This window comes from Glutamicibacter halophytocola, assembly GCF_001302565.1.
Taxonomy (GTDB): Bacteria; Actinomycetota; Actinomycetes; order Actinomycetales; family Micrococcaceae; genus Glutamicibacter; species Glutamicibacter halophytocola.
Window position 1 is genome coordinate 1 of record NZ_CP012750.1, and the last position, 21,133, is coordinate 21,133.

The 21,133-nt window shown below is 57.7% G+C and carries 21 protein-coding genes, 3 tRNA genes and 1 riboswitch; of the genes, 20 read left to right on the forward strand and 4 right to left on the reverse strand.

Features of this window, described 5'->3' with window-relative positions; all coding sequences use genetic code 11:
- Window positions 1-354 precede the first annotated feature (354 nt).
- The 11 genes from dnaA to AOZ07_RS00050 all read left to right on the forward strand — a co-directional run bounded on the left by dnaA (window position 355) and on the right by AOZ07_RS00050 (window position 11,360).
- Window positions 355-1,791 carry a chromosomal replication initiator protein DnaA gene (gene dnaA / locus AOZ07_RS00005; RefSeq protein ID WP_060700133.1) on the forward strand — a complete coding sequence of 479 codons (1,437 nt, stop codon included), beginning with the start codon at window positions 355-357 and terminating at the stop codon, window positions 1,789-1,791.
- Between the two features lie 470 nt (window positions 1,792-2,261).
- A complete protein-coding gene (gene dnaN / locus AOZ07_RS00010; protein ID WP_060700134.1) occupies window positions 2,262-3,389 on the forward strand; it encodes a DNA polymerase III subunit beta in 1,128 nt (375 codons plus the stop codon).
- A gap of 56 nt (window positions 3,390-3,445) precedes the next feature.
- A complete protein-coding gene (gene recF / locus AOZ07_RS00015; protein ID WP_060700135.1) occupies window positions 3,446-4,609 on the forward strand; it encodes a DNA replication/repair protein RecF in 1,164 nt (387 codons plus the stop codon).
- A complete protein-coding gene (locus AOZ07_RS00020) occupies window positions 4,602-5,159 on the forward strand; it encodes a DciA family protein (RefSeq protein WP_060700136.1) in 558 nt (185 codons plus the stop codon). The genes recF and AOZ07_RS00020 overlap by 8 nt, the downstream gene beginning before the upstream one ends.
- A gap of 344 nt (window positions 5,160-5,503) precedes the next feature.
- Window positions 5,504-7,507 (forward strand): DNA topoisomerase (ATP-hydrolyzing) subunit B, encoded by a 2,004-nt coding sequence (gene gyrB / locus AOZ07_RS00025; RefSeq protein WP_207758473.1) that lies wholly within the window; start codon window positions 5,504-5,506, stop codon window positions 7,505-7,507.
- 55 nt (window positions 7,508-7,562) lie between these two features.
- A complete protein-coding gene (gene gyrA / locus AOZ07_RS00030) occupies window positions 7,563-10,190 on the forward strand; it encodes a DNA gyrase subunit A (protein ID WP_060700138.1) in 2,628 nt (875 codons plus the stop codon).
- On the forward strand, window positions 10,187-10,768 hold the full coding sequence (locus tag AOZ07_RS00035; RefSeq protein WP_060700139.1) for a DUF3566 domain-containing protein: 582 nt from the start codon (window positions 10,187-10,189) through the stop codon (window positions 10,766-10,768). The genes gyrA and AOZ07_RS00035 overlap by 4 nt, the downstream gene beginning before the upstream one ends.
- A 120-nt stretch (window positions 10,769-10,888) precedes the next feature.
- Window positions 10,889-10,962: transfer RNA gene (locus tag AOZ07_RS00040), tRNA-Ile, on the forward strand.
- A gap of 31 nt (window positions 10,963-10,993) precedes the next feature.
- Window positions 10,994-11,113, forward strand: a complete 120-nt coding sequence (locus tag AOZ07_RS18985) for a DLW-39 family protein (protein ID WP_211200386.1) — start codon at window positions 10,994-10,996, stop codon at window positions 11,111-11,113.
- Between the two features lie 7 nt (window positions 11,114-11,120).
- A tRNA-Ala gene (locus tag AOZ07_RS00045) sits at window positions 11,121-11,193 on the forward strand.
- A gap of 94 nt (window positions 11,194-11,287) precedes the next feature.
- Window positions 11,288-11,360, forward strand: a tRNA-Ala gene (locus AOZ07_RS00050).
- A gap of 62 nt (window positions 11,361-11,422) precedes the next feature.
- On the opposite strand, the gene AOZ07_RS00055 is transcribed toward AOZ07_RS00050, so the two are convergent.
- Complete coding sequence (locus AOZ07_RS00055) at window positions 11,423-12,565, reverse strand: glycosyltransferase family 4 protein (protein WP_060700140.1); 1,143 nt, start codon at window positions 12,563-12,565, stop codon at window positions 11,423-11,425.
- A 114-nt stretch (window positions 12,566-12,679) separates the two neighbouring features.
- Here AOZ07_RS00055 and AOZ07_RS00060 point away from each other — a divergent pair, with 114 nt between their 5' ends.
- Both AOZ07_RS00060 and AOZ07_RS00065 read left to right on the forward strand, forming a co-directional pair.
- Window positions 12,680-13,645, forward strand: coding sequence for a bile acid:sodium symporter family protein (locus AOZ07_RS00060; protein WP_075972542.1), 966 nt, complete (start codon window positions 12,680-12,682; stop codon window positions 13,643-13,645).
- 136 nt (window positions 13,646-13,781) lie between these two features.
- Window positions 13,782-14,651, forward strand: a complete 870-nt coding sequence (locus AOZ07_RS00065; RefSeq protein WP_060700142.1) for a DMT family transporter — start codon at window positions 13,782-13,784, stop codon at window positions 14,649-14,651.
- A gap of 7 nt (window positions 14,652-14,658) precedes the next feature.
- Here AOZ07_RS00065 and AOZ07_RS00070 read toward each other — a convergent pair whose 3' ends face one another.
- Window positions 14,659-14,865 carry a hypothetical protein gene (locus tag AOZ07_RS00070; RefSeq protein WP_060700143.1) on the reverse strand — a complete coding sequence of 69 codons (207 nt, stop codon included), beginning with the start codon at window positions 14,863-14,865 and terminating at the stop codon, window positions 14,659-14,661.
- Between the two features lie 171 nt (window positions 14,866-15,036).
- Here AOZ07_RS00070 and AOZ07_RS00075 point away from each other — a divergent pair, with 171 nt between their 5' ends.
- Both AOZ07_RS00075 and AOZ07_RS00080 read left to right on the forward strand, forming a co-directional pair.
- A complete protein-coding gene (locus AOZ07_RS00075) occupies window positions 15,037-15,582 on the forward strand; it encodes a peptidylprolyl isomerase (protein ID WP_060700144.1) in 546 nt (181 codons plus the stop codon).
- A 230-nt stretch (window positions 15,583-15,812) separates the two neighbouring features.
- Complete coding sequence (locus AOZ07_RS00080) at window positions 15,813-16,535, forward strand: rhomboid family intramembrane serine protease (RefSeq protein ID WP_060700145.1); 723 nt, start codon at window positions 15,813-15,815, stop codon at window positions 16,533-16,535.
- A 485-nt stretch (window positions 16,536-17,020) separates the two neighbouring features.
- Here AOZ07_RS00080 and AOZ07_RS00085 read toward each other — a convergent pair whose 3' ends face one another.
- Window positions 17,021-17,638 carry a LysE/ArgO family amino acid transporter gene (locus AOZ07_RS00085; protein ID WP_060700146.1) on the reverse strand — a complete coding sequence of 206 codons (618 nt, stop codon included), beginning with the start codon at window positions 17,636-17,638 and terminating at the stop codon, window positions 17,021-17,023.
- A gap of 70 nt (window positions 17,639-17,708) precedes the next feature.
- On the opposite strand from AOZ07_RS00085, the gene AOZ07_RS00090 reads away from it, so the two are divergent.
- Together AOZ07_RS00090 and AOZ07_RS00095 are read left to right on the forward strand one after the other, a co-directional pair.
- On the forward strand, window positions 17,709-18,593 hold the full coding sequence (locus AOZ07_RS00090; protein WP_060700147.1) for an ArgP/LysG family DNA-binding transcriptional regulator: 885 nt from the start codon (window positions 17,709-17,711) through the stop codon (window positions 18,591-18,593).
- A gap of 4 nt (window positions 18,594-18,597) precedes the next feature.
- Window positions 18,598-18,664, forward strand: a riboswitch (guanidine-III (ykkC-III) riboswitch).
- Window positions 18,665-18,677: 13 nt separating this feature from the next.
- Window positions 18,678-18,995 carry a DMT family transporter gene (locus tag AOZ07_RS00095; protein WP_060700148.1) on the forward strand — a complete coding sequence of 106 codons (318 nt, stop codon included), beginning with the start codon at window positions 18,678-18,680 and terminating at the stop codon, window positions 18,993-18,995.
- Between the two features lie 52 nt (window positions 18,996-19,047).
- On the opposite strand, the gene AOZ07_RS00100 is transcribed toward AOZ07_RS00095, so the two are convergent.
- On the reverse strand, window positions 19,048-19,305 hold the full coding sequence (locus AOZ07_RS00100) for a cell division protein CrgA (RefSeq protein WP_060700149.1): 258 nt from the start codon (window positions 19,303-19,305) through the stop codon (window positions 19,048-19,050).
- A 221-nt stretch (window positions 19,306-19,526) separates the two neighbouring features.
- Between AOZ07_RS00100 and AOZ07_RS00105 the strand changes: the two genes are divergently transcribed.
- The 3 genes from AOZ07_RS00105 to AOZ07_RS00110 are packed head-to-tail and all read left to right on the forward strand — an operon-like array spanning window position 19,527 to window position 21,124.
- On the forward strand, window positions 19,527-20,303 hold the full coding sequence (locus tag AOZ07_RS00105) for a class E sortase (RefSeq protein WP_060700150.1): 777 nt from the start codon (window positions 19,527-19,529) through the stop codon (window positions 20,301-20,303).
- Window positions 20,304-20,312: 9 nt separating this feature from the next.
- The gene (locus AOZ07_RS18570) at window positions 20,313-20,483 is read left to right on the forward strand and encodes a hypothetical protein (RefSeq protein ID WP_022874476.1); all 171 of its coding nucleotides are present in this window, start codon (window positions 20,313-20,315) and stop codon (window positions 20,481-20,483) included.
- Complete coding sequence (locus tag AOZ07_RS00110; RefSeq protein ID WP_060700151.1) at window positions 20,480-21,124, forward strand: anthranilate synthase component II; 645 nt, start codon at window positions 20,480-20,482, stop codon at window positions 21,122-21,124. Before AOZ07_RS18570 ends, AOZ07_RS00110 begins: the two co-directional genes overlap by 4 nt.
- Window positions 21,125-21,133: the final 9 nt, after the last annotated feature.

Genomic DNA, 21,133 nt, shown 5'->3' on the forward strand with positions numbered 1-21,133 from the left:
AAAAATGCGCGCCGTAGGTCAAATTGGCGCGGAACTACCGCCAACAAGCCGGATCAGAAATGATGGCCTGTGAATAATCTACCCCAAAGTTGTGGATTACTTCCGTGAAGAAGGAAAGAAAATTCACATGTTCACATGAAAGTGCTAGTCATCTCGAAGCTTAAAACGCACATTTTCAAGGGAAAACCCGTTTTCCACACCTTTGGGGTCAACTTTTTCCACCTGGCTGTGCATAACTGTGTGGATGGTGGATAGAATCAATGGAGACGTCGTCCAAAAAACGTCGTTTTCGAGCCCTGGAAACAGGATTCGTGTGACTAACATTGCATTTTTGACGAGAGTGGGGCGCCCTTAGTGAGCAGCGACGAGACCAATAGCATTGGTAGCTCCTGGCGCCAGGTAATTCGAAAGATCGAAGACGATGATCGAGTCAAGGCGCGCTACCGTGCCTTTGTGTCGTTGGCGAAGCCCCAAGGTCTGATTGGCACGACTCTGCTCGTGGCAGTTCCCAATGACCTGACCCGCGACATTTTGCAGACCCAGCTGCGCGAACCGCTGGATGAAGCACTACGCGAAGTATTCCAGGACGACATTCGATGTGCCGTCAGTGTTGATCTGTCGCTGTCGGATGAGATGGATGAAGAAGTCCCCGAAACCAGTGCGCCGGCACCAGCCGCTCCGGCGGTGACCGAGCCTCCGGGCCCGCGACCGCAGCCGGCACCGCAGCCGACTCCCCCATCAAATTCTCAAGAGTTCGGCCGCCTGAATCCGAAGTACATTTTCGATACCTTCGTGATTGGCTCCTCGAACCGCTTCGCGCATGCCGCGGCAGTTGCTGTTGCCGAAGCACCGGCCAAGGCCTACAACCCGCTGTTTATCTACGGCGACTCCGGGTTGGGCAAGACTCACCTGCTCCACGCCATCGGCCATTACGCACGACACCTCTACAAGGGCATCCGCGTTCGCTACGTCAATTCAGAAGAGTTCACCAACGACTTCATCAACTCCATTCGTGATGATGAGGGCGCAAGCTTCAAGCAGACTTATCGCAACGTCGACATCTTGCTCATTGACGATATTCAGTTCCTGGCCAACAAGGACGCTACCCAGGAAGAGTTCTTCCACACCTTCAATGCGCTGCATAACCACAACAAGCAGGTTGTGATCACCTCTGATCTGCCGCCAAAGCAGCTTCAGGGCTTTGAAGACCGCATGCGTTCTCGTTTCGAGTGGGGTCTGCTCACTGATATTCAGCCGCCAGAGCTCGAGACGCGTATTGCGATTCTGCGCAAGAAGGCCGATGCAGAAAATCTCTCGGCTCCAGGTGACGTGATGGAGTACATCGCTTCGCGCATCTCCACGAACATCCGCGAGCTTGAAGGTGCCTTGATTCGAGTCACCGCATTCGCTTCATTGAATAATCAGGCCGTTGACCTTGCCCTGGCCGAAACCGTGCTCAAGGACTTGATCAGTGAAGACGGAGCCCAGGAAATCACCCCGTCGACAATTATCAAGCAAACAGCCGAGTACTTCGGGCTGTCCATTGATGAGCTGAACAGCAAGTCTCGAACCCGTACTTTGGTTACTGCTCGCCAGATCGCCATGTATCTGCTGCGTGAGCTTACCGACATGTCTTTGCCAAAGATCGGTGCCGAACTTGGCGGGCGTGACCACACGACCGTGATTCACGCGGATCGCAAGATCCGAGAGCTTATGGCGGAGCGTCGAGCCATCTTTAACCAAGTCACCGAGCTAACGAACCGCATCAAGCAGAGCCAGCGGGAACACTGAATAACAAGAAACCACAGGTGTGGATAAATCTGTGGACGATCTGGTGACTACCTGCGGATAAAGGTGGAGACCCATGTGGACGTTAAAAATCGTGGAACTGAGTTTCAACAAGACCTTGGAACTCAGTGTCAGCTTCAACCACAGATTGTTCACATGCACAATTGCCGTAGGGTCTGGGGATTCAAGGCTTATCCACAGTATCAACAGGGGTTATTAACACTCCTCCTTTAAACACTTATTCATCCAAATAACGAGTCCACTCCTGACTCGCGAACCAAACCTGTTCAAAATTTGCCTTCGCAGCTCTCTCATCAACAAATGAAATCGAGGGCTGCCTTTGCATCTGCAGGACGTGGCAAGATTAGATGGAGAAAACGTGCAACTACCTGCTCTATGCTTAAGAACTTGGCGAGGGAACAACCTTCTTGGCCTGACTTAAGACTCAAGGGTGTCCGAAAGGCGGATTTTTCGTGAAGTTCAGCGTTGAAAAGGATGTATTGGCAGAAGCCGTATCCTGGACCGCACGGTCCCTGGCACAACGCCCACCCTCACCAGTACTGGCTGGCATTTTGATCACCACCCACGAAGGCCTAGTTCGCCTCGAGGGTTTTGATTATGAGATTTCTTCGCATATCGAGATTCCTGCAGATATCTCTGAGCAAGGCTCGATCCTGGTCTCAGGCAAGCTCTTGGCTGAGATCACCCGCTCATTGCCAAATTCCACGGTGACTTTGGAAACCGAGGGTTCAAAGATTTCATTGACCTGTGGCCGCTCTCGCTTCCACTTGGCCACCATGCCAGTTGATGAATACCCAACGTTGCCGGATCTTCCAGCAATTGCCGGCACCATTGATGGCCAGGCTTTCTCTGCTGCTGTTGCCCAGGTCATCGTTGCAGCTTCCAAGGATGACACTCTTCCAGTGCTTACCGGCATCAAGGTTGAGATTGAAAATGATCTAATCACTTTCCTGGCTACTGACCGCTACCGCTTGGCGCTACGTGAACTGAACTGGACTCCAAATACGTCGGAGATCTCCACCTCGTTCTTGATCAAGGCCAAGACTCTGAGCGAAGTTGCCAAGACCCTCTCGGGCGCTGGAGAACTGAAGCTGGCCATCAGCGAAAAGGGCGACATGGTTGGTTTTGAAAGCTCCAACCGCCGCACCACGTCTTTGCTGATCAATGGCGAATACCCAAAGATTCGTTCGCTGTTCCCAAGCGACACCCCAATCCATGCAACGGTTCGCACCAGCGAACTCATGGAAGCAGTACGCCGTGTATCAGTTGTTGCCGAACGCAATACGCCGGTACGCATGGCATTCACCGATGGCCAGCTGACCTTGGACGCCGGGACCGGCGAGGATGCCCAGGCAGAAGAAGCCATTGTTGCCTCATTGCGCGGCGAGGACATTGTGGTTGCCTTCAATCCAACCTTCCTTTCAGAAGGCTTGAACTCGTTCACCACCGACTTCGTGCGCTTCTCCTTCACCAGCGCCCCAAAGCCAGCCATGCTCACGGGTCAGAAAAAGCTGGATGAAGCCGATCAGGATCAGTACCGCTACCTCGTGATGCCGGTACGCTTGCCAAACTCGAACTAGCCCAATTGCGTGGTGGATGATTTTTCCTCCACCACCTCGTTTCTGTCAGGACCTCGGTGTATATATCGCAGCTTTCACTCACGAGTTTCCGCTCGTATGCGCAGGCCGACGTGCACCTGGCTCCTGGCATCAACGTGCTCATTGGCCCCAACGGTGTTGGCAAAACCAACATCGTTGAATCCATCGGCTACCTGGCTAACTTGGCTTCGCACCGAGTCAGCAACGATGCTCCCCTGCTGAATTTTGGTTCGGAACGGGCGCTCATCCGAGGCACCGTGCATCGCGGAAGCCAAACCACAACGCTGGAAGTCGAGATCACCAGCGGCAAGCTCAACCGGGCCAGGATCAACCGCGCCAATCCCGTGCGGGCACGCGAGATTCTCGGCTTGGTCAGAACCGTGTTATTTGCCCCAGAGGACTTGTCATTGGTGAAGGGCGACCCTTCGCATCGGCGCAAGTTCCTGGACGAACTTCTTGTTGCCTTGCATCCAGTAGAAGCGGGAACCAAAAGCGACTACGAACGCATCGTGAAGCAGCGCAACGCGCTGCTGAAGTCGATTCGAGGAAAGTCCAAGCTCAGTTCATCGCAGGAAAACACGCTGAGGGCCTGGGACTTGCAGCTGGCGACCTGCGGTGCGCGGCTTATTCGCGGACGTCTCGATGTTCTTATGCTGATTAGGCCATATATGCAGGCGGCGTATGCCGACCTGGCCGATGGCGCCAAAGACGCAAGGGCAATCTACCGATCGTCCTTGGAGAGCGAAAGCGACGAGAACAGCCTTCCCGCCGCTTCGCTTGAGGAGCTGAACCAGGAAGAAATTCAAGAGCTCCTGCTCAATGCCATTGAGGCAAACCGCAGCCGCGAACTTGACCGGGGCATCTCGCTGTTTGGCCCGCACCGTGATGATCTTGCCTTGATTCTCGGCCCGACTCCGGCCAAAGGCTATGCATCCCACGGTGAAACCTGGTCCTTTGCCCTGGCCCTGCGGCTTGCTGCCTATCGCGTCTTCGGCGACGATGATCCACGCCCAGGTTCTGGACCCATCTTAATCCTGGACGACGTTTTTGCCGAGCTCGACACCACTCGCCGGGACCGGCTGGCGCATATCGTTGCCGGAGCCGAGCAAGTACTGGTCACCGCCGCAGTTGCCGAAGATGTTCCCGAAGCCCTGAAGGGACATTTCTTCCAGGTATCCCCTGGCCAGGTCGTCGATGCGTGAACCCGAAGAACGCGACGAACATCGTTTTGATCCGGAAATCGACGCCGCCACGGCATTGCTGAACCGGATGCGCAAGCTCGCCGAAGAACGCGGCGAGCGACGCGTTGACGCGGCGCGAATGGAAAAGGTCCGCAAGCGCCAAGCTGCCCGTCGCGGATTCGCTGCGGAAAAACCGGAATCTTCCGAGGGCGCAATTCGCGACCCGCGTGCTATTGGCGAAGTCGTTTCGCGCTTGTCCAAATCCCGCGGCTGGAATACACAGGTCGCTGTTGGGTCGGTGCTTGGCCGATGGGCTGACATCATCGGCGAAGACAACGCGAAGCACTGCAAACCGGAGTCTTTTGAAGATACGGTAGTGGTGATGCGCTGCGATACAACCGCACGAGCTGCGCAAATGCGCCTACTCAGCCACGATATTCTGAAGAAATTCGATGCGGAATTGGGCCCCGGGATCGTCACCGTGCTCAAGGTGCTCGGTCCGAATGCGCCTTCCTGGCGCCATGGGATGCGTTCGGTGGCCGGCCGCGGCCCTCGAGACACCTATGGGTGAAAATTGCTGATACGGCACATGGCGCACTAACGGACCCGGAGGGTGGATCCCCCCTCACTTGAGCTCCGAAACTGGCTCAGATGGTCAATTACTAGCTTTATGTGGCTGATTTAGGCCACAGGAGCACCGATTATTTTGCTCTACGCGGTAGAATTAGAGGTAGTGAAATGGCGTTGCTGCGGGTTAAGCCCTGTGGCGATGCCCCTCCAGACCATGATCACCGGAGATGCTGCACTGAGTGCCGAAAGTGATCGCGCGCCAAATTCGAGGAGTTCGTAGCACCCGTGTCTACTGAAAATGCTTCACCGCAGGATCCGGCAGAAAGCCAAGTTCCCGCGGAATCGATGACTTCCAAAGTCGAACATACCTATGGCGCCCAGGATATTACCGTCCTCGAAGGACTCGAAGCGGTACGCAAACGTCCGGGCATGTACATCGGTTCCACTGGCCCTCGCGGCCTGCACCACTTGGTTTACGAAGTTGTCGACAACTCCGTCGATGAGGCATTGGCGGGATACTGCGACACCATCAACGTCACCCTGCAGGCCGATGGCGGCGTGCGTTGTGAAGACAACGGCCGAGGCATCCCCGTGGATGTGCACCCCACCGAGGGCAAGCCCACCGTTGAGGTAGTCATGACCATCCTGCACGCCGGCGGCAAGTTCGGCGGCGGCGGCTATGCCGTGTCCGGCGGCCTGCACGGCGTGGGCATTTCCGTGGTTAACGCGCTCTCGCGCCGGGTGGACACTGTCGTGCGCCGCCAGGGCCACGCATGGCGCATCAGCTTCGGCAACGGCGGCGTCACCACCAGTCCGCTGACCCAGGGCGAGGAAACCGAGCTCACCGGCACCAGCCAGACCTTCTACCCGGATCCGGAAATCTTCGAGACCACCGAATTCGACTTCGAAACGCTGCGTGCCCGCTTCCAGCAGATGGCCTTCCTGAACAAGGGCCTGCGGATCACACTGACCGACGAGCGCATTCCCGAAAACGCCGAGCCCGAAGCCGAAGTCGAAGAAGAGATCGAAAACCAGGTAGTCAAGCCGCGTACCGTGGACTACCTGTACAAGGACGGCCTGCTGGATTACGTCAAGCACCTGAATGCCGCCAAAAAGGTCGAACTGGTCCACGACGAGGTCATCGCCTTCGAATCCGAGGATGCGGCCCGCGGCATCAGCGTGGAAATCGCCATGCAGTGGACCAGCGCCTACGCCGAGTCCGTGCACACCTATGCGAACACCATCAACACCCATGAGGGCGGAACCCACGAAGAAGGCTTCCGCGCGGCCCTGACCGGCCTGCTCAACCGCTACGCACGCGATAACAAGATCCTGCGCGAAAAGGACGACAACCTCACCGGCGAGGACGCCCGCGAAGGGTTGACCGCAGTCATTTCGGTCAAGCTCTCCGAGCCGCAGTTCGAAGGCCAGACCAAGACCAAGCTGGGCAACTCGATCGCCCGCGGATTCGTCCAGGGCGTGGTCAACGAAGAGCTCAGCGACTGGTTCGAGCGCAATCCGAACGTGGCGCGCGACATCATCCGCAAGGCGCAGCTGGCCTCGCAGGCCCGCATGGCCGCGCGCAAGGCCCGCGACAACGCCCGCCGCAAGTCGCCGATGGAATCCTTCGGCATGCCCGGCAAGCTCTCGGACTGCTCCTCGAAGAACCCCGTCGAGTGCGAGGTGTTCATCGTGGAGGGCGACTCCGCAGGCGGCTCGGCCAAGCGCGGACGCGACCCTCACACCCAGGCCATCCTGCCGCTGCGCGGCAAGATCCTGAACGTGGAGCGGGCCCGCCTGGATCGCGCGCTGGGCAATGCCGAGGTGCAGGCGATGATCACCGCCTTCGGCACCGGCATCGGCGAAGAGTTCGACATGGCCAAGCTGCGCTACCACAAGATCGTGCTGATGGCCGATGCGGACGTCGACGGCCAGCACATCACCACCTTGCTGCTGACCCTGATCTTCCGCTTCATGCGCCCGCTGATCGAGCACGGCTACGTTTTCCTGGCCGCTCCTCCGCTGTACCGCATCAAGTGGTCCAACGCCCCGCACGACTACGTGTTCTCCGACAAGGAACGCGATGACGCGCTGCTGGCCGGCCAGGCCGGCAACAAGCGCCTGCCCAAGGACAACGGCATCCAGCGCTACAAGGGCCTGGGCGAGATGGACTACTCGGAATTGTGGGACACCACCATGGATCCGGAGCACCGCACGCTGCGCCAGGTCACCATGGATGACGCCGCAGCCGCAGACGAGGTCTTCTCCGTGCTGATGGGCGAGGATGTCGAGTCCCGCCGCAACTTCATCCAGCAGAACGCCAAGGACGTGCGCTTCCTGGATATCTGATCGGCCGCGCCGAAAGATCATCCACCGAAGACTTTTTGACTTGTAAGGGAAAAAATTGAGCGACGAGCAAACCCCTGAGAACGAACCCATGGACGGCGAGGTCCTCGAGCCGGTCCATGAGGGCGGGCGCATCGACCAGATCGACCTGCAGACCGAAATGCAGCGGTCCTACCTGGACTACGCCATGGCCGTCATCGTCGGCCGTGCGCTGCCCGACGTGCGCGATGGACTCAAGCCCGTGCACCGCCGCGTGCTGTACGCGATGTTCGACGGCGGCTACCGCCCCGAGCGCGCCTACAACAAGTGCGCCCGCGTGGTCGGCGAAGTCATGGGCCAGTACCACCCGCACGGCGACACCGCAATCTACGATGCGCTGGTCCGCCTGATCCAGGACTGGGTCATGCGCTACCCGCTGGCCCTGGGCCAGGGCAACTTCGGCTCCCCGGGCAACGACGGCGCCGCCGCCCAGCGTTACACCGAAACCAAGATGGCCCCGCTGGCCATGGAAATGGTCCGCGACATCAACGAGAACACCGTTGATTTCCAGGACAACTACGACGGCAAGAACCAGGAACCTACCGTTCTGCCGGCGCGCTTCCCGAACCTTCTGGTCAACGGCTCCTCCGGCATCGCCGTGGGCATGGCCACCAACATTCCGCCGCACAACCTGCGCGAAGTGGCCGAGGGCGTGCAGTGGTACCTGAAGAACCCGGAAGCCACCCGCGAGGAGCTGCTCGCCGAGCTGATGCTGCGCGTGAAGGGCCCGGACTTCCCATCCGGCGCGATGATCCTGGGCACCAAGGGCATCGCCGACGCCTACCGCACCGGCCGCGGCTCGATCACCATGCGCGCAGTCGTCAACGTGGAGGAAATCCAGGGCCGCACCTGCCTGGTGGTCACCGAGCTGCCGTACATGGCCAACCCGGACAACCTCGCGGTGAAGATCGCCGAGCTGGTCCGCGACGGCAAGATCGCCGGCATCGCCGATATGCGCGACGAGACCTCGGGCCGCACCGGCCAGCGCCTGGTCATCGTGCTCAAGCGCGATGCCGTGGCCAAGGTGGTGCTGAACAACCTGTACAAGCACACCGAGCTGCAGACCAACTTCTCGGCGAACATGCTCGCGATCGTCGACGGGGTGCCGCGCACCCTGCCGCTGGACGGGTTCATCCGCCACTGGGTGACCCACCAGATCGAAGTGATCGTGCGCCGCACCCAGTTCCGCCTGAAGAAGGCCGAAGAAGAGGCCCACATCCTGCGCGGCCTGCTCAAGGCGCTGGACGCCCTTGACGAGGTCATCGCGCTGATCCGCCGTTCGGCCACCACCGAGGCGGCCCGCGACGGGCTGATGGAGCTGCTGAGCATCGACGAGGACCAGGCCCGCGCCATCCTGGATATGCAGCTGCGCCGCCTGGCCGCCCTCGAGCGCCAGAAGATCCAGGATCGCCACGCTGAGCTCGAGCGCATGATCGCCGAATTCCAGGCCATCATCGCTTCCCCTGCCCGCCAGCGCGAAATCGTCGCCGAAGAACTCGGCGAGATCGTGGACAAGCACGGCGATGACCGCCGCACCAAGATCCTCATGGGCTACGACGGCGACATGAGCGTCGAGGACCTGATTCCCGAAGAGGAAATGGTCGTCACCATCACCCGCGGCGGCTACGTCAAGCGCACCCGCATCGACAACTACCGCTCGCAGGCCCGCGGCGGCAAGGGCATCAAGGGCGCGAACCTGCGCGGGGACGACGTGGTGGAGCACTTCTTCGTCACCTCCACGCACAACTGGCTGCTGTTCTTCACCAACCACGGCCGCGTGTACCGCACCAAGTGCTACGAGCTGGCCGAAGCCGGCCGCGACGCCAAGGGCCAGCACGTGGCGAACGTGATGGCCTTCCAGCCCGATGAGCACATCGCCCAGGTGCTGGATCTGCGCACCTACCAGGACGCTGCCTACCTGATGCTGGCTACCCGCAACGGCCTGGTGAAGAAGACCCGCCTGGAGGACTACGACACCAACCGCACTGCCGGGGTGATCGCCATCAACCTGCGCGACGACGACGAACTGGTCTCCGCGCAGCTGGTCAGCGAATCCGATGATGTGATGCTCGTCTCGCGCAAGGGCCAGTCGGTGCGCTTCACCGCCACCGACACCGCGCTGCGCCCGATGGGCCGCGCGACCAGCGGCGTGACCGGCATGAAGTTCCGCGAGGGCGACGAGCTGCTGGCCGCCGACGTGGTCCGCGAGGATTCCTTCGTGTTCACGGTGACCAACGAGGGCTATGCCAAGCGCACCGAGGTCGCCGAATACCGCGTGCAATCCCGTGGTGGCTTGGGCATTAAGGTGGCCAAGCTCAACGAGGAACGCGGCGAGCTGGTGGGCGCGATGATCGTCGACGAGACCGATGAGGTCCTCGTGGTCATGGGCTCGGGCAAGGTGGTCCGCTCGGCCGCGGCGCAGGTTCCTGCCAAGGGCCGCGACACCATGGGCGTCATCTTCGCCAAGCCGGATAAGAAGGACAACATTATTGCGGTTGCCAAGAACTCGGAGACCGAGCTCGAAGAGAACTTGGAGGAAGATGCCGTAACGTTGGACGCAGAAAACACGATCGATCAGTCATCCACCGCGCCGGAAACCGAATCGGGCGCCCAGGAAGATGACACCACTAACGGAGGTAACGCATGAGCACGCCCTCGACGCCACGCCCCAGCGGCAGTGCCCCGAAGAGCGAAGCGCCGCGACCTACCCAGGTAAAGCGTCCGGCACCAACTGGCACCGGCAGCCGCCCAGCCGCAGCAGGCGCCAAGCCAGCTGCCGGCCAGGCTCGCCCTGCAGGCGCCCGCCCGGCCGCCCAGCGTCCGGCTAACGGCCAGGAGCGCCTGGTTCGCCCGGCGCCCAAGGCCAAGGTCCGCAAGGCACGCCTGCTGGTTTCCAAGGTTGAGCCCTTCTCGGTACTGAAGCTGGCCTTCCTGCTCTCGGTAGCCTTCGGTGTCATCACCGTAGTCGCTGCTGTGGGCATCTGGGCCCTGCTGGACCTGATGGGCACGTTTGACGCATTCAACACGCTGATTCGCGATGCCATGGCTGAAGGCGGCTTCGACCTGCGCCAGAGCATGTCCCTGGGACAGGTGGCCTCCTACGCGACAATCATTGCCGTGGTGAACGTCGTGGTCATATCCATCGTCTCCATGCTGGGTGCGGTGCTGTACAACATTGCCGCATCGCTGGTTGGCGGCATCGGTGTAACCCTCACCGACGACTAGAAACACCCCTAGTCGAGCCCGGGTTTCATGTTGTGATGCATGACACCCGGGCTCGATTTGTATCTTCTGGAAATCCCCGGTAGAGTTTTATTTCGTTCCAAAGGGAACAAACAAAAGCAAGGGCGTATAGCTCAGGCGGTTAGAGCGCTTCGCTGATAACGAAGAGGTCCCAAGTTCAAGTCTTGGTACGCCCACGGAAACCTTGCTGGAGAGAAAGAGGAAGTAATGAAAAAGTTCCTGGTTCTCGCAACGATTGCGGCTGCTGCGGTAGTCTTGGTCAAGAAAGCGAAGGCTTCTTCGGAAACAAAGGAAACCTGGCATCAGGTAGCCGATCAAGTTTCCTAAAGCTTTTGGGGCCTTAGCTCAGTTGGTAGAGCGTCTGCTTTGCAAGCAGAATGTCAGGAGTTCGATTCTCCTAGGCTCCACAAAAGAGAGTGGCGGAAAGCATCAGCTTTCCGCTAATTCTTTTTGATTGATCCTTTTGGATTGGTCGGTGTGGAACACCAGATAAATAAATAAGGGGCCTTAGCTCAGTTGGTAGAGCGTCTGCTTTGCAAGCAGAATGTCAGGAGTTCGATTCTCCTAGGCTCCACAGAAAAGGACGGAAAGCTTCTGCTTTCCGTCCTTTCTCCATTTCCGGGTCATCTGCGCCGATTAGCGGCTGATTCGAGCCATCCGCACGTGCTGGTAGTGATCCAGCAGCTGCTCGCCAATGCTGAACCATGAACGGTCCTGCACGCTGCTCAAGGCGGCACTGGCAAAAGCAAGGCGTTTGGCATCGTCGTAGACCAAGTCGCTGACCCGGCTGCGCAGCTCATTGAGATTTCCCGGCTGGTACAGCCAGCCGGTGCGCGAGGAATCAACCAGGTCCAGCGGCCCGCCACGGCCCACAGCGACCACGGGAACTCCGCAGGCCATGGCCTCCTGGATCGTCTGGCAGAAGGTCTCCGAGGCGCCTGGATGGACAAAAACATCCATGGAGGCCATGACTTCAGCCAGGCGTTCGCCGGAGAGGAATCCAGTGAAGTGCGCGGTGGGCAGCAAAGCCCGCAGCTCACCCTCCAGCGGCCCAGAACCTACGATGACGAGCCTGGTGTTCTTCAGGTCCGCCAAGGCCTTCAGATCGGCGACCTGCTTCTCTGCAGCGAGGCGCCCTGCATAGCCGATGACTACCTCGCCATTGGGGGCCACTGCCTGCCTGAATTGCTCATTTCGACGTCGCGGGGTGAATTGGGCCGTATCCACTCCCCTGCCTGAGATCCTCAAGCGATCAATGCCCAGATCCTGCAGCTGGCGGTACGAAAAAGTGCTGGGAACCAGCGACAGGTCCGCAGCGCTATGGATGGCGCGGACATGGTCCCAGAGGCGCTGGGTCAGCCAGGGCATCTTGTAGCGCTCGGCATAGCTGGGAACTTCGGTTTGGTAGAGCGCCACGGTGGGCAAATTCAGTTCCTGGGCTGCACGCAATCCCTGCCACCCCAGAATAAAAGGGCTGGCCAGATGGACCACGTCCACGCGTTCACGCGCCAGGATCTTTCGCAAGCGGTTAACACTGGTGGTTGCCACCCGGACTTCCGGGTAGCTGGCCAGGGGCATGGAGGGCACCGTATGGATGGCGAAGCCCTTGTACTGCCGAGGCACACCGTGACCTGCCAGCTCGCTGGCCAAGGAACCTGCAGGCGTGATGACCACTGCCTCGTGCCCGGTGAGCGCCAAGTGGTCCAGCGTCTTGAGAATAGAATTGGTAACCCCATTGAAGTGGGGAAGGAACGATTCAGCAACGATTGCAACCTTCACAGTTTCAGCATGGTGACCAACAATGACAAGAAAGTTAATATGACTGGGTCAGTGCATTAACATCTGTCTCCCTATTTTTGGTAAACCGCAATTAGTGGCAAGATACCGTAGGTGTTGAATGATAGTTCGGGCGTGGTCCGCGACGCAGCTGACACCGCAAAGATTGACAAAGACTCGCGCATTGCGGTGCTGCTCTTTCCAGCGCTGATCCTGCTCGGCGGGCTGTGCGGCATGCTGCTGCCCCAGACATTTGTCGGCTTTGCCGGATGGATCAGTCCCCTGTTGATGGTGATCATGTTCTGCATGGGCTTGACGCTGACCCTGCCAGACTTTGCGCTAGTGGTTAAGAACCCGTTGCCGGTACTCGGCGGCGTGGTGGCCCAGTTTGTCGTGATGCCGTCCATGGGATGGCTCGTCGCCAAGGTGCTGCATCTGGATCCCGCGCTCGCTGCCGGCCTGATTCTGGTGGGTTGCGCACCGGGCGGAACCGCGTCAAATGTAGTCTCCTATCTGGCTCGAGGCAATGTTGCTCTGTCGGTGGCGATGACCTCGGTTTCCACCTTGATTGCACCGGCGCTCACTCCCCTGTTGGCGTTGTGGCTGGCGGGCCAGTACATGCCCGTTGATGCCGGTTCCATGGCCGTCAGTGTTGTTCAGATTGTTCTGATTCCCGTGGTCCTGGGCTTGGTGCTACGCATGCTGTTAAACCGGCTTGTGCTCAAGGTGACCGGGGTCCTGCCGTGGATCTCAGTCATCGCCATTACCTTCGTAGTGACGATTATTGTTGCCGGCAGCGCGCAGGCCATTCTGACTGCTGGATTGCTGGTTTTGCTTGCAGTCATTCTGCACAACGGGTTGGGCCTGATGCTCGGATATGGAATTGGTGTGCTGATGCGCGTGCCAGAGGACGCACGGCGCACGATGGCTATTGAAGTTGGCATGCAGAATTCCGGATTGGCCGGCGGATTGGCCAAGCAATATTTCACGCCGGAGGCGGCATTGCCAGCTGCAGTATTCTCCGTGTGGCATAACTTGTCCGGAGCGATGATCGCTGCTTATTGGCGTCGGAAGAAGATCTAAAAAGTCCGGAATTCAGGGGAAGAATCGGATATATTTCAATTTTGGAATATCTTGATTCGTGCAAGAATCGCGTCCTTGAAGCTGCCTCCAGGGGCCGGTGGACTGTCTTGGTGCAAAGCACCGGTAATCTAAATTAGTGACGTTACTACTTGCCCTGGTCGGGATCATTGGAATCTCGGCTTCCGGGCCAATTATTGCCGCGTTCCCTGGTGTTCCGGTGCTGTCCATGGCTTTCTGGCGCAATGGCGCGGCAGCGGCAGTGCTCAGTGTTCCGGCGCTTCGAAAAAACTCGCGCGTTTATCTGGCTATGACCAAACGCGAATGGGTATTCACGGGCATTGCAGGTCTTGCCTTGGCGTTGCACTTTGTGTGCTTCATGTACTCGATGAGACTTACCAGCGTCGCTGCCGGCACCGCATTGGTATGTATCCAAGGTGTTTGGATTGCAGTGTTCCAGGTGATGCGCGGCGTCCAGTACCGCACCAAGGTTTTCATTGGCATGGCCGTCTCGCTTGGCGGCGCCATTCTTATTACCGGATTCGATATGGGCCTGAGCTCAGAGGCGCTGCTCGGCGACGTGCTGGCCCTGGCCGGCGGTGTGCTGGCGGCGGTTTACACCCTGGCCGGATCAGTAGCTCGGCGGACGATGGCGACAGCAACCTATGCCTCGAGCTGCTACGCGATTACCGCTCTCGCTCTGCTGCTTCTTTGTTTTGCCACGGGCATGCCGATCTGGGGATTCGATGCCCACGGTTGGCTGGGCATCATCTTGCTGACCTTATGCGCACAGATCTTTGGGCATACGGCAATGAATCATCTGCTTAACGTGCTTGGACCGCTGACGGTTTCAACACTGATCCTCTTGGAGATCCCAGGGGCCGCCTTGTTGGCGGCGCTGTTCCTTGGACAGGTGGTTTCCATGGCTACCTATGCCGGTCTTCTGGTGATACTCGTTGGGCTTGCCCTCGTGATACGAGGACAAGCCCAACCGAAAACTCGTGAGTAACTAGATTTTATTTGTCATCTTCAATGATCTCGCGGATTTCTTCTACGCTTGCTTCGCGAGACTCGACAGGCTGCTGAGGCTGTGCCGGCGCAGGTTCGTTTTCCCATGGATCCTCAATGGGTTTTGAGGCCTTCCAAACAGCCACCAGCAGCGCGACGATTCCGGCAATCAAGCCTACGGCTAGTACTTTTCCTACTTTGCTCTTCTTGCTCATGCATTGCTCCAGACTGAAACAGGATCTCGCTATCCGACAGCTCAAGCCTATGCAGTTACAGCGCCACAGGCCAGTGTTAGCCAGGCAGCCATCAGAGATTGTTCTAAATTTTCACTCAACGCGTACGTCAGCATTTAGCGGCTCACGCCTTGATCATGGAAGAATGTAGGCATGACCGCAAACGCAACTCATAAAGCCACGATTCACACTACTTTGGGCGATATCGTTGTCGATCTCTTTGGCAACCATGCACCTAAGACCGTAAAGAACTTCGTCGGCCTGTCGACCGGTGAGCAGGAGTGGGTACACCCAGAGACCGGTGACCAAAAGACCAACACCCCGCTGTACAGCGGAACCATCTTCCACCGCATCATCTCTGACTTCATGATTCAGGGTGGCGACCCACTGGGCCAGGGCTTCGGCGGTCCGGGCTACCAGTTCGATGATGAGATCCACCCAGAACTGAACTTCAACGAGCCATACAAGCTGGCCATGGCCAACGCGGGTATCCGCATGGGCCGTGGAACCAATGGTTCGCAGTTCTTCATCACCACCGTTCCAACCACCTGGCTGCAGGGCAAGCACACCATCTTCGGTGAAGTTGTCGATGCAGACTCCCGCAAGGTAGTTGACGCACTGAACGCTGTAGCAACCGATGGCCGTGACAAGCCACTGGAAGACGTCGTCATCAACTCGGTCGATATCGAGACCCTGTAATTCACCGACGCAATACCGCGAGGCCCCGACGATCCACCCAATGGTGTTGTCGGGGCCTTGAGCTTTAAGCACGATCCCACTACACAAGGCAGGTAACGATGTCCTACGGGCAGGTTAATCCCCAGGGCCAAGCAACACCGACGTGTTATCGACACCCCCACACGGTGTCCTATGTGTCTTGCAACCGATGCGAGCGTCCAATCTGTCCTGAATGCCAGGTTTCCGCTCCAGTGGGAGTGCAGTGCGTTGAATGCGTTGCCCAAGCCAATAGAAGCCTCCCCCAGCAGAAAACCGAATTTGGCGGCCGGCTTCGCGCTGGCGCCCCGGTCATCACCTACGCGGTGATTGGGCTGAACGTCTTCGTCTATATTCTGCAGTGGGTCATTCCGGGATTCACCAATTCATTGGTCCTGGCACCAGCCATAGCTGCCTATGAGCCGTGGAGATTGATCACGAGCGCCTTCGCGCACTCCATGGGATCATTCCTGCATCTTGGCATGAACATGTACGGCATCTATATCTTCGGCACCTTGCTCGAGCCCAAGCTGGGCAGGCTGCGATTTACATGGCTGTACTTGATTAGCGCTTTCGGTGGATCTCTTGGCATCTTGTTGCTCAGTGCGCCGTTGAGCGCCACCTTGGGTGCTTCTGGGGCTTTGGCCGGATTGTTCCTCGCTACCTTTGTTGTCTACCGCTCGAATAAGCAGGCGCTGCGGCAAATGGGCATCATTCTGGTGCTCAACGTTGTCCTGGGCTTTGTTGTTTCCGGAATCTCCTGGCAGGGACACTTGGGCGGAGCGATCACGGGCATTCTTGCCGCGTGCTGCATCGTATTGATACCGAGAAGTAATCCACAACGAGCCAGAACACAGCTGCTGCTTCTGTCCGGTCTTTCAATACTGCTTTTAGGTGCCGTGTATGTCGCAGCACAGTCAGTAAAGTTCACAGGTTAATCGTTCGAAAACGGCTCTTGTCGTTATCCACACAGATTATCCACACTGTTAATAACTTACATCTGTGTAACTTGCTGGCTCATGGAGTTATTAACAGGCCTGACAGCCCGGGAAATCAAGGGTATTCCAGCAATGTTGCCCAATACTCACAACCTTGTCCCCAGTTGTGGATAACTTTTAAACAACCCCTGTAGATAGCGCATATACGAACCGGTAGCTTGTTAATAACTGCGGATTCGAAAGTTTAACCGATAGCCACTGGAATGTTGACGGCAGGAGGATAATGACCCTTATCCACAGCTGGAATCCACAATGTTAATAACTTACACGCTTGTCATTTGATAACTCCAAACAACATTTGACCTGATGTTTCACGAAAACATCCTCAACCTGCCAATTGATATCCCCACCTGTGGATAAGTTTGTGAACAACTGTTTGTAAAACTTGTGCACAACCCGTGTGGATAACACCCCGCACTTGTGGATTACGTGGTGAAAACTGGCCAGATCAACAGGGCTGCGAAGACCATCATCAATATGCCGATGATGAAATCAAGAACCTGCCATGCCTTGGGCCTGGCGAAAACCGGGGCGAGGAACCGAGCCGCATAGGCCAGCGCAAAAAACCAGAGGAAGCTTGCAGCGATAGCTCCAAAAGCAAACCAGCCAGAGCCGGAGCCTTGTGCAACGGCAACGGAACCCAGCAGCAGGACCGTGTCGATATACACGTGTGGATTGAGCCAGGTGAGTGCCAGCGTGGTTCCGATGGCCGACAGCACGGTTGTTGCCTGTGCGCGGCCGGAGATTTTGAGGGAATCGGGCTTAACCGCTCTGCGGAAGGCGAACAGAGCATAGCTCGCAAGAAATATGAAACCGCCGAATCTAGCGACGACCAGCAGCCAGGGAACGCGTTCAACCAGGACGCCCATGCCGTTAACACCAGCGAATATCAGGGCAGCGTCCGACAGGGAGCAGATAAGGGCAGTGATGAAGACATGTTCTTTCCGGATGCCCTGGCGAAGCACGAAGGCATTTTGCGCACCGATTGCCACAATCAGCGATAAGCCGGTGGTGAGTCCGAAGAAAAAAGAAGTTGCGGTCATGGGAAAACCGTATGAGATTCAATGACATTAGTCGAACTTAACTTTCTGAATCTAGATTAGAGTTCCTAATGTGAATATCGACGTTGAACATCTCGAGACCCTTCTGGCCATCGTTGATGCTGGAAGCTTTGACGACGCATCCATAGATTTGGGGATTACTCCTTCTGCTGTCAGCCAGCGGATCAAGGCCCTTGAAAATCGAGTTGGCGCAATTCTTGTCGTCAGGAGCCGCCCAGTCGTTCCGACCGAACAGGGATATAAGGTGCTGCGCTACGCGCGGCAAATGTCGCTGCTCAGCACAGAATTTGCCCGCGAACTGTCGGCAGGCAAACCTCTGTCCATAGCCCTCGGGGTTAATTCCGACTCGCTGTCCACATGGTTTGGCCCGATCTTCGAAGAGCTGGCCGAGATTGACGATTTATCGATAGAGATTCTTCGCGCCGATGAGAATAGGGGACTGGAACTTCTGCGCACCGGTCGAGTCAGCGCAGTCGTCACAGCAACGGCCGAAGCCCTGCAAGGATGCGTCAGCAAAAAACTCGGCGCTATGCGCTATCGGGCAGCAGCTTCACCGCGCATCATCGACCGGTATCTGTCCCAAAGAGCCCCCGAACAACTGGTGAAAACCCCAATGGTGGTTTTTGACCGCGAGGACCCGCTGCAATATGCCATGCTCGAGCGGGCCGCTGGTACAGGAAGCCGTCCAACGGCCGCGGTGCACCATATTCCAGATTCTCTAAAATATGTCAGCGCCATCGAAGCGGGCATGGGATGGGGGATGATTCCGGAATTGCAGTTGCCGCAGGCTGCCGGGGTCCAGGTACTACACGAGCAATGGTTCGCGGATGTTCCTCTGTATTTACAGCGTTGGGCCGTTGACTCCGACTTGCTCAACAATATCGATGGCATTCTGGTCACTGCGGCCCGTCATAGCGGCCTGCATTTGATAGCCTGAGCTTGTTGCAGGCCATGAATGCCTGAACCCGGACGAGGGAGCCGTACCCGGAGCGCGACAAGACGGCCAGAGGGGAAATCTGGCATGTACTGGATCGTACTTATAATTTCTGGCGTTTTCGAGGCCGTGTGGGCTGTAGCTTTGGGGATGAGCGATGGGCTCTCAAAGGTCGTTCCCACCATCATCTTCATTGCTGGGCTGATCGTATCAATGGCCGGTCTGGCCTACGCGATGAAGGAAATTCCGGTGGGTACCGCCTACGCGATATGGGTGGGAATCGGAGCCTCGCTCGCAGTGATCTACTCCATGGCCACGGGCCAAGAAGCTTTCTCGCTTCTGAAGGCGGTCTTCATCCTGGGGCTTGTTGGCTGCGTTATTGGCCTCAAGGCCGTTAGCCACTAGGGAAAAATCCCTTAAATAAAATTCGCCGGCCCCTTCGGGGCCGGCGAACGTGCTATTTCCAGCCTGTTGTCATGAAGAATCCGACCATCGCGATGCCGAAGCCGATTACGATGTTCCAGCCGCCAATGTTGGGGATTGGAAATAGGGTCTGGGAAATGTAGTAGACGATGATCCAGAGCAGGCCTATGAGCATGAGGCCAAACATGACCGGCTTGTACCAGCCCGGCATTGGCTTATCGATAGCGTGGGCGCTTTGGCGCTCGGCTCGGGCCTGCGTTGTGTTCTTGCGTCGTGGTTTTGACTCCGGCACTCGAATGCTCCCTCGGCTTCATCTGCTTAATGTAGTAAATGTGGGAGACATTAACGTCTTCCCGGTAGGCTTGGGTACAAGAATGCTGAGAACTGCTTGCTGCATTCCTACGTAGCTTCCATACTAGCCGCAACCCGTGAGAACTCCGGGGTTTTGGCCCGCATCAGCACGCGTGCAGTGACAGATCGTTATATACGAATGCCCTAAGGAGCTTGAGAGCTGTGAACAGATCCGCCACAGTGCAAGGCCGACGCATGGAACGCCGGCCTCGGTCTGCGGGAAACGTTGTTGTTGGATTCCTCGGCGAGCTGTTCATTACCTTGGGCATCATCTTGATGCTCTACGTAGCGTGGGAACTGTGGTGGACCAATATCGACTCCGCCCAAGCGCAGCAGCAGGCAACCCAGGGGCTGGTGCAGGAACTCGGCGATGTCGTGATCCCTGATTCTGAAGATCCGGCGGACGATGAAAAAGACTACGGTCCAGCACCTGTGACAGAAATTGCGCCGGGGGAGACCTTCGGGATCATGTACTTCCCGCGTTTTGGCAGCCATGGATCGCATCACCCCGTGACCGACGGCGTTGAGGATCGGGTGATCGACAATCTGGGCATTGGGCATTACCCGTCAACCCAGCAGCCAGGAGAGCTGGGCAACTTTGCGGTTGCCGCCCACCGCCAAACCCACGGACAGGTTTTCTGGGACATCGACAAGCTCCAAAAGGGCGACAAGATCTATCTGCAAACGGCCGAGGGGTATTACACCTACACCTGGTATGCCACTGAGATCGTCGCTCCTTCCAACGGCGACGTCCTCCTGCCGACGCCGCATCAATGGGGAGTAGAGCCAACTAAATCGATCCTGACCATGACCACCTGCCACCCGAAGTACACAACCCAGCAGCGGATGATCGCATACTCCGAGCTGACGGATTGGCGGCCCTTGGATGCCGGCCCGCCCAAGGAAATCCGCGACATGGTTATCGACGCAACGAGCTAGGAGGAATAAATGTACGCCTGGATTTTCAGAAACCTTCCCGGCCCCCTGTGGCTTCGCATTTTTGAAGCATTGATTCTCATTGCCGCCATCGTGCTATTACTGATGGTGTACGTTTTCCCTTGGCTGAACCAGTACATCAGCCCCTTTACCGATTCAACGATTGGCCAGAGTACCTCGTGAGCAGCACCAAGATTTTAGTGATCGACAATTACGACAGCTTTGTCTATACCCTTGTGGGCTATCTCCAGGAATTGGGCGCCGAGACCACTGTTCATCGCAACGATGACTTGACCGTCCAGGAAGCCATCGAGCTGGCTTCCGAATACGACGGCGTATTGATTTCACCAGGCCCCGGGGATCCCGCCGGCGCCGGTGTCAGCATTGATCTGATCAAGTGGTGCGGACAGCAGAGCAAGCCGATGCTGGGCGTCTGCCTTGGGCACCAGGCGTTGGCCGAGGCCTATGGCGGAACGGTGACCCATGCTGAAGAACTGATGCATGGCAAGACCTCGCTGGTTAATCACGAGGGCCACCCGGTGTTCAACAACGTTGCCAATCCGTTCACCGCGACCCGGTACCATTCCTTGGCCGCAGTGCGCGAGAGCATCCCGGAAGAGCTGGAAATCATTGCCCAGACGGCTGGGGGAGTCATCATGGCCCTGGCCCACCGGGAAGCCCCGCTGTGGGGCTTGCAGTACCACCCGGAGTCGGTCTTGACCGAGCAGGGGTATCAGATGCTGGGCAACTGGTTGGAATTCCTGGGCTTGCAGGGGGCCGCCGCGAAGGCAGCCACCCTGAGCCCGCTTTTTAGCGGCGAATAAGCGACCGCT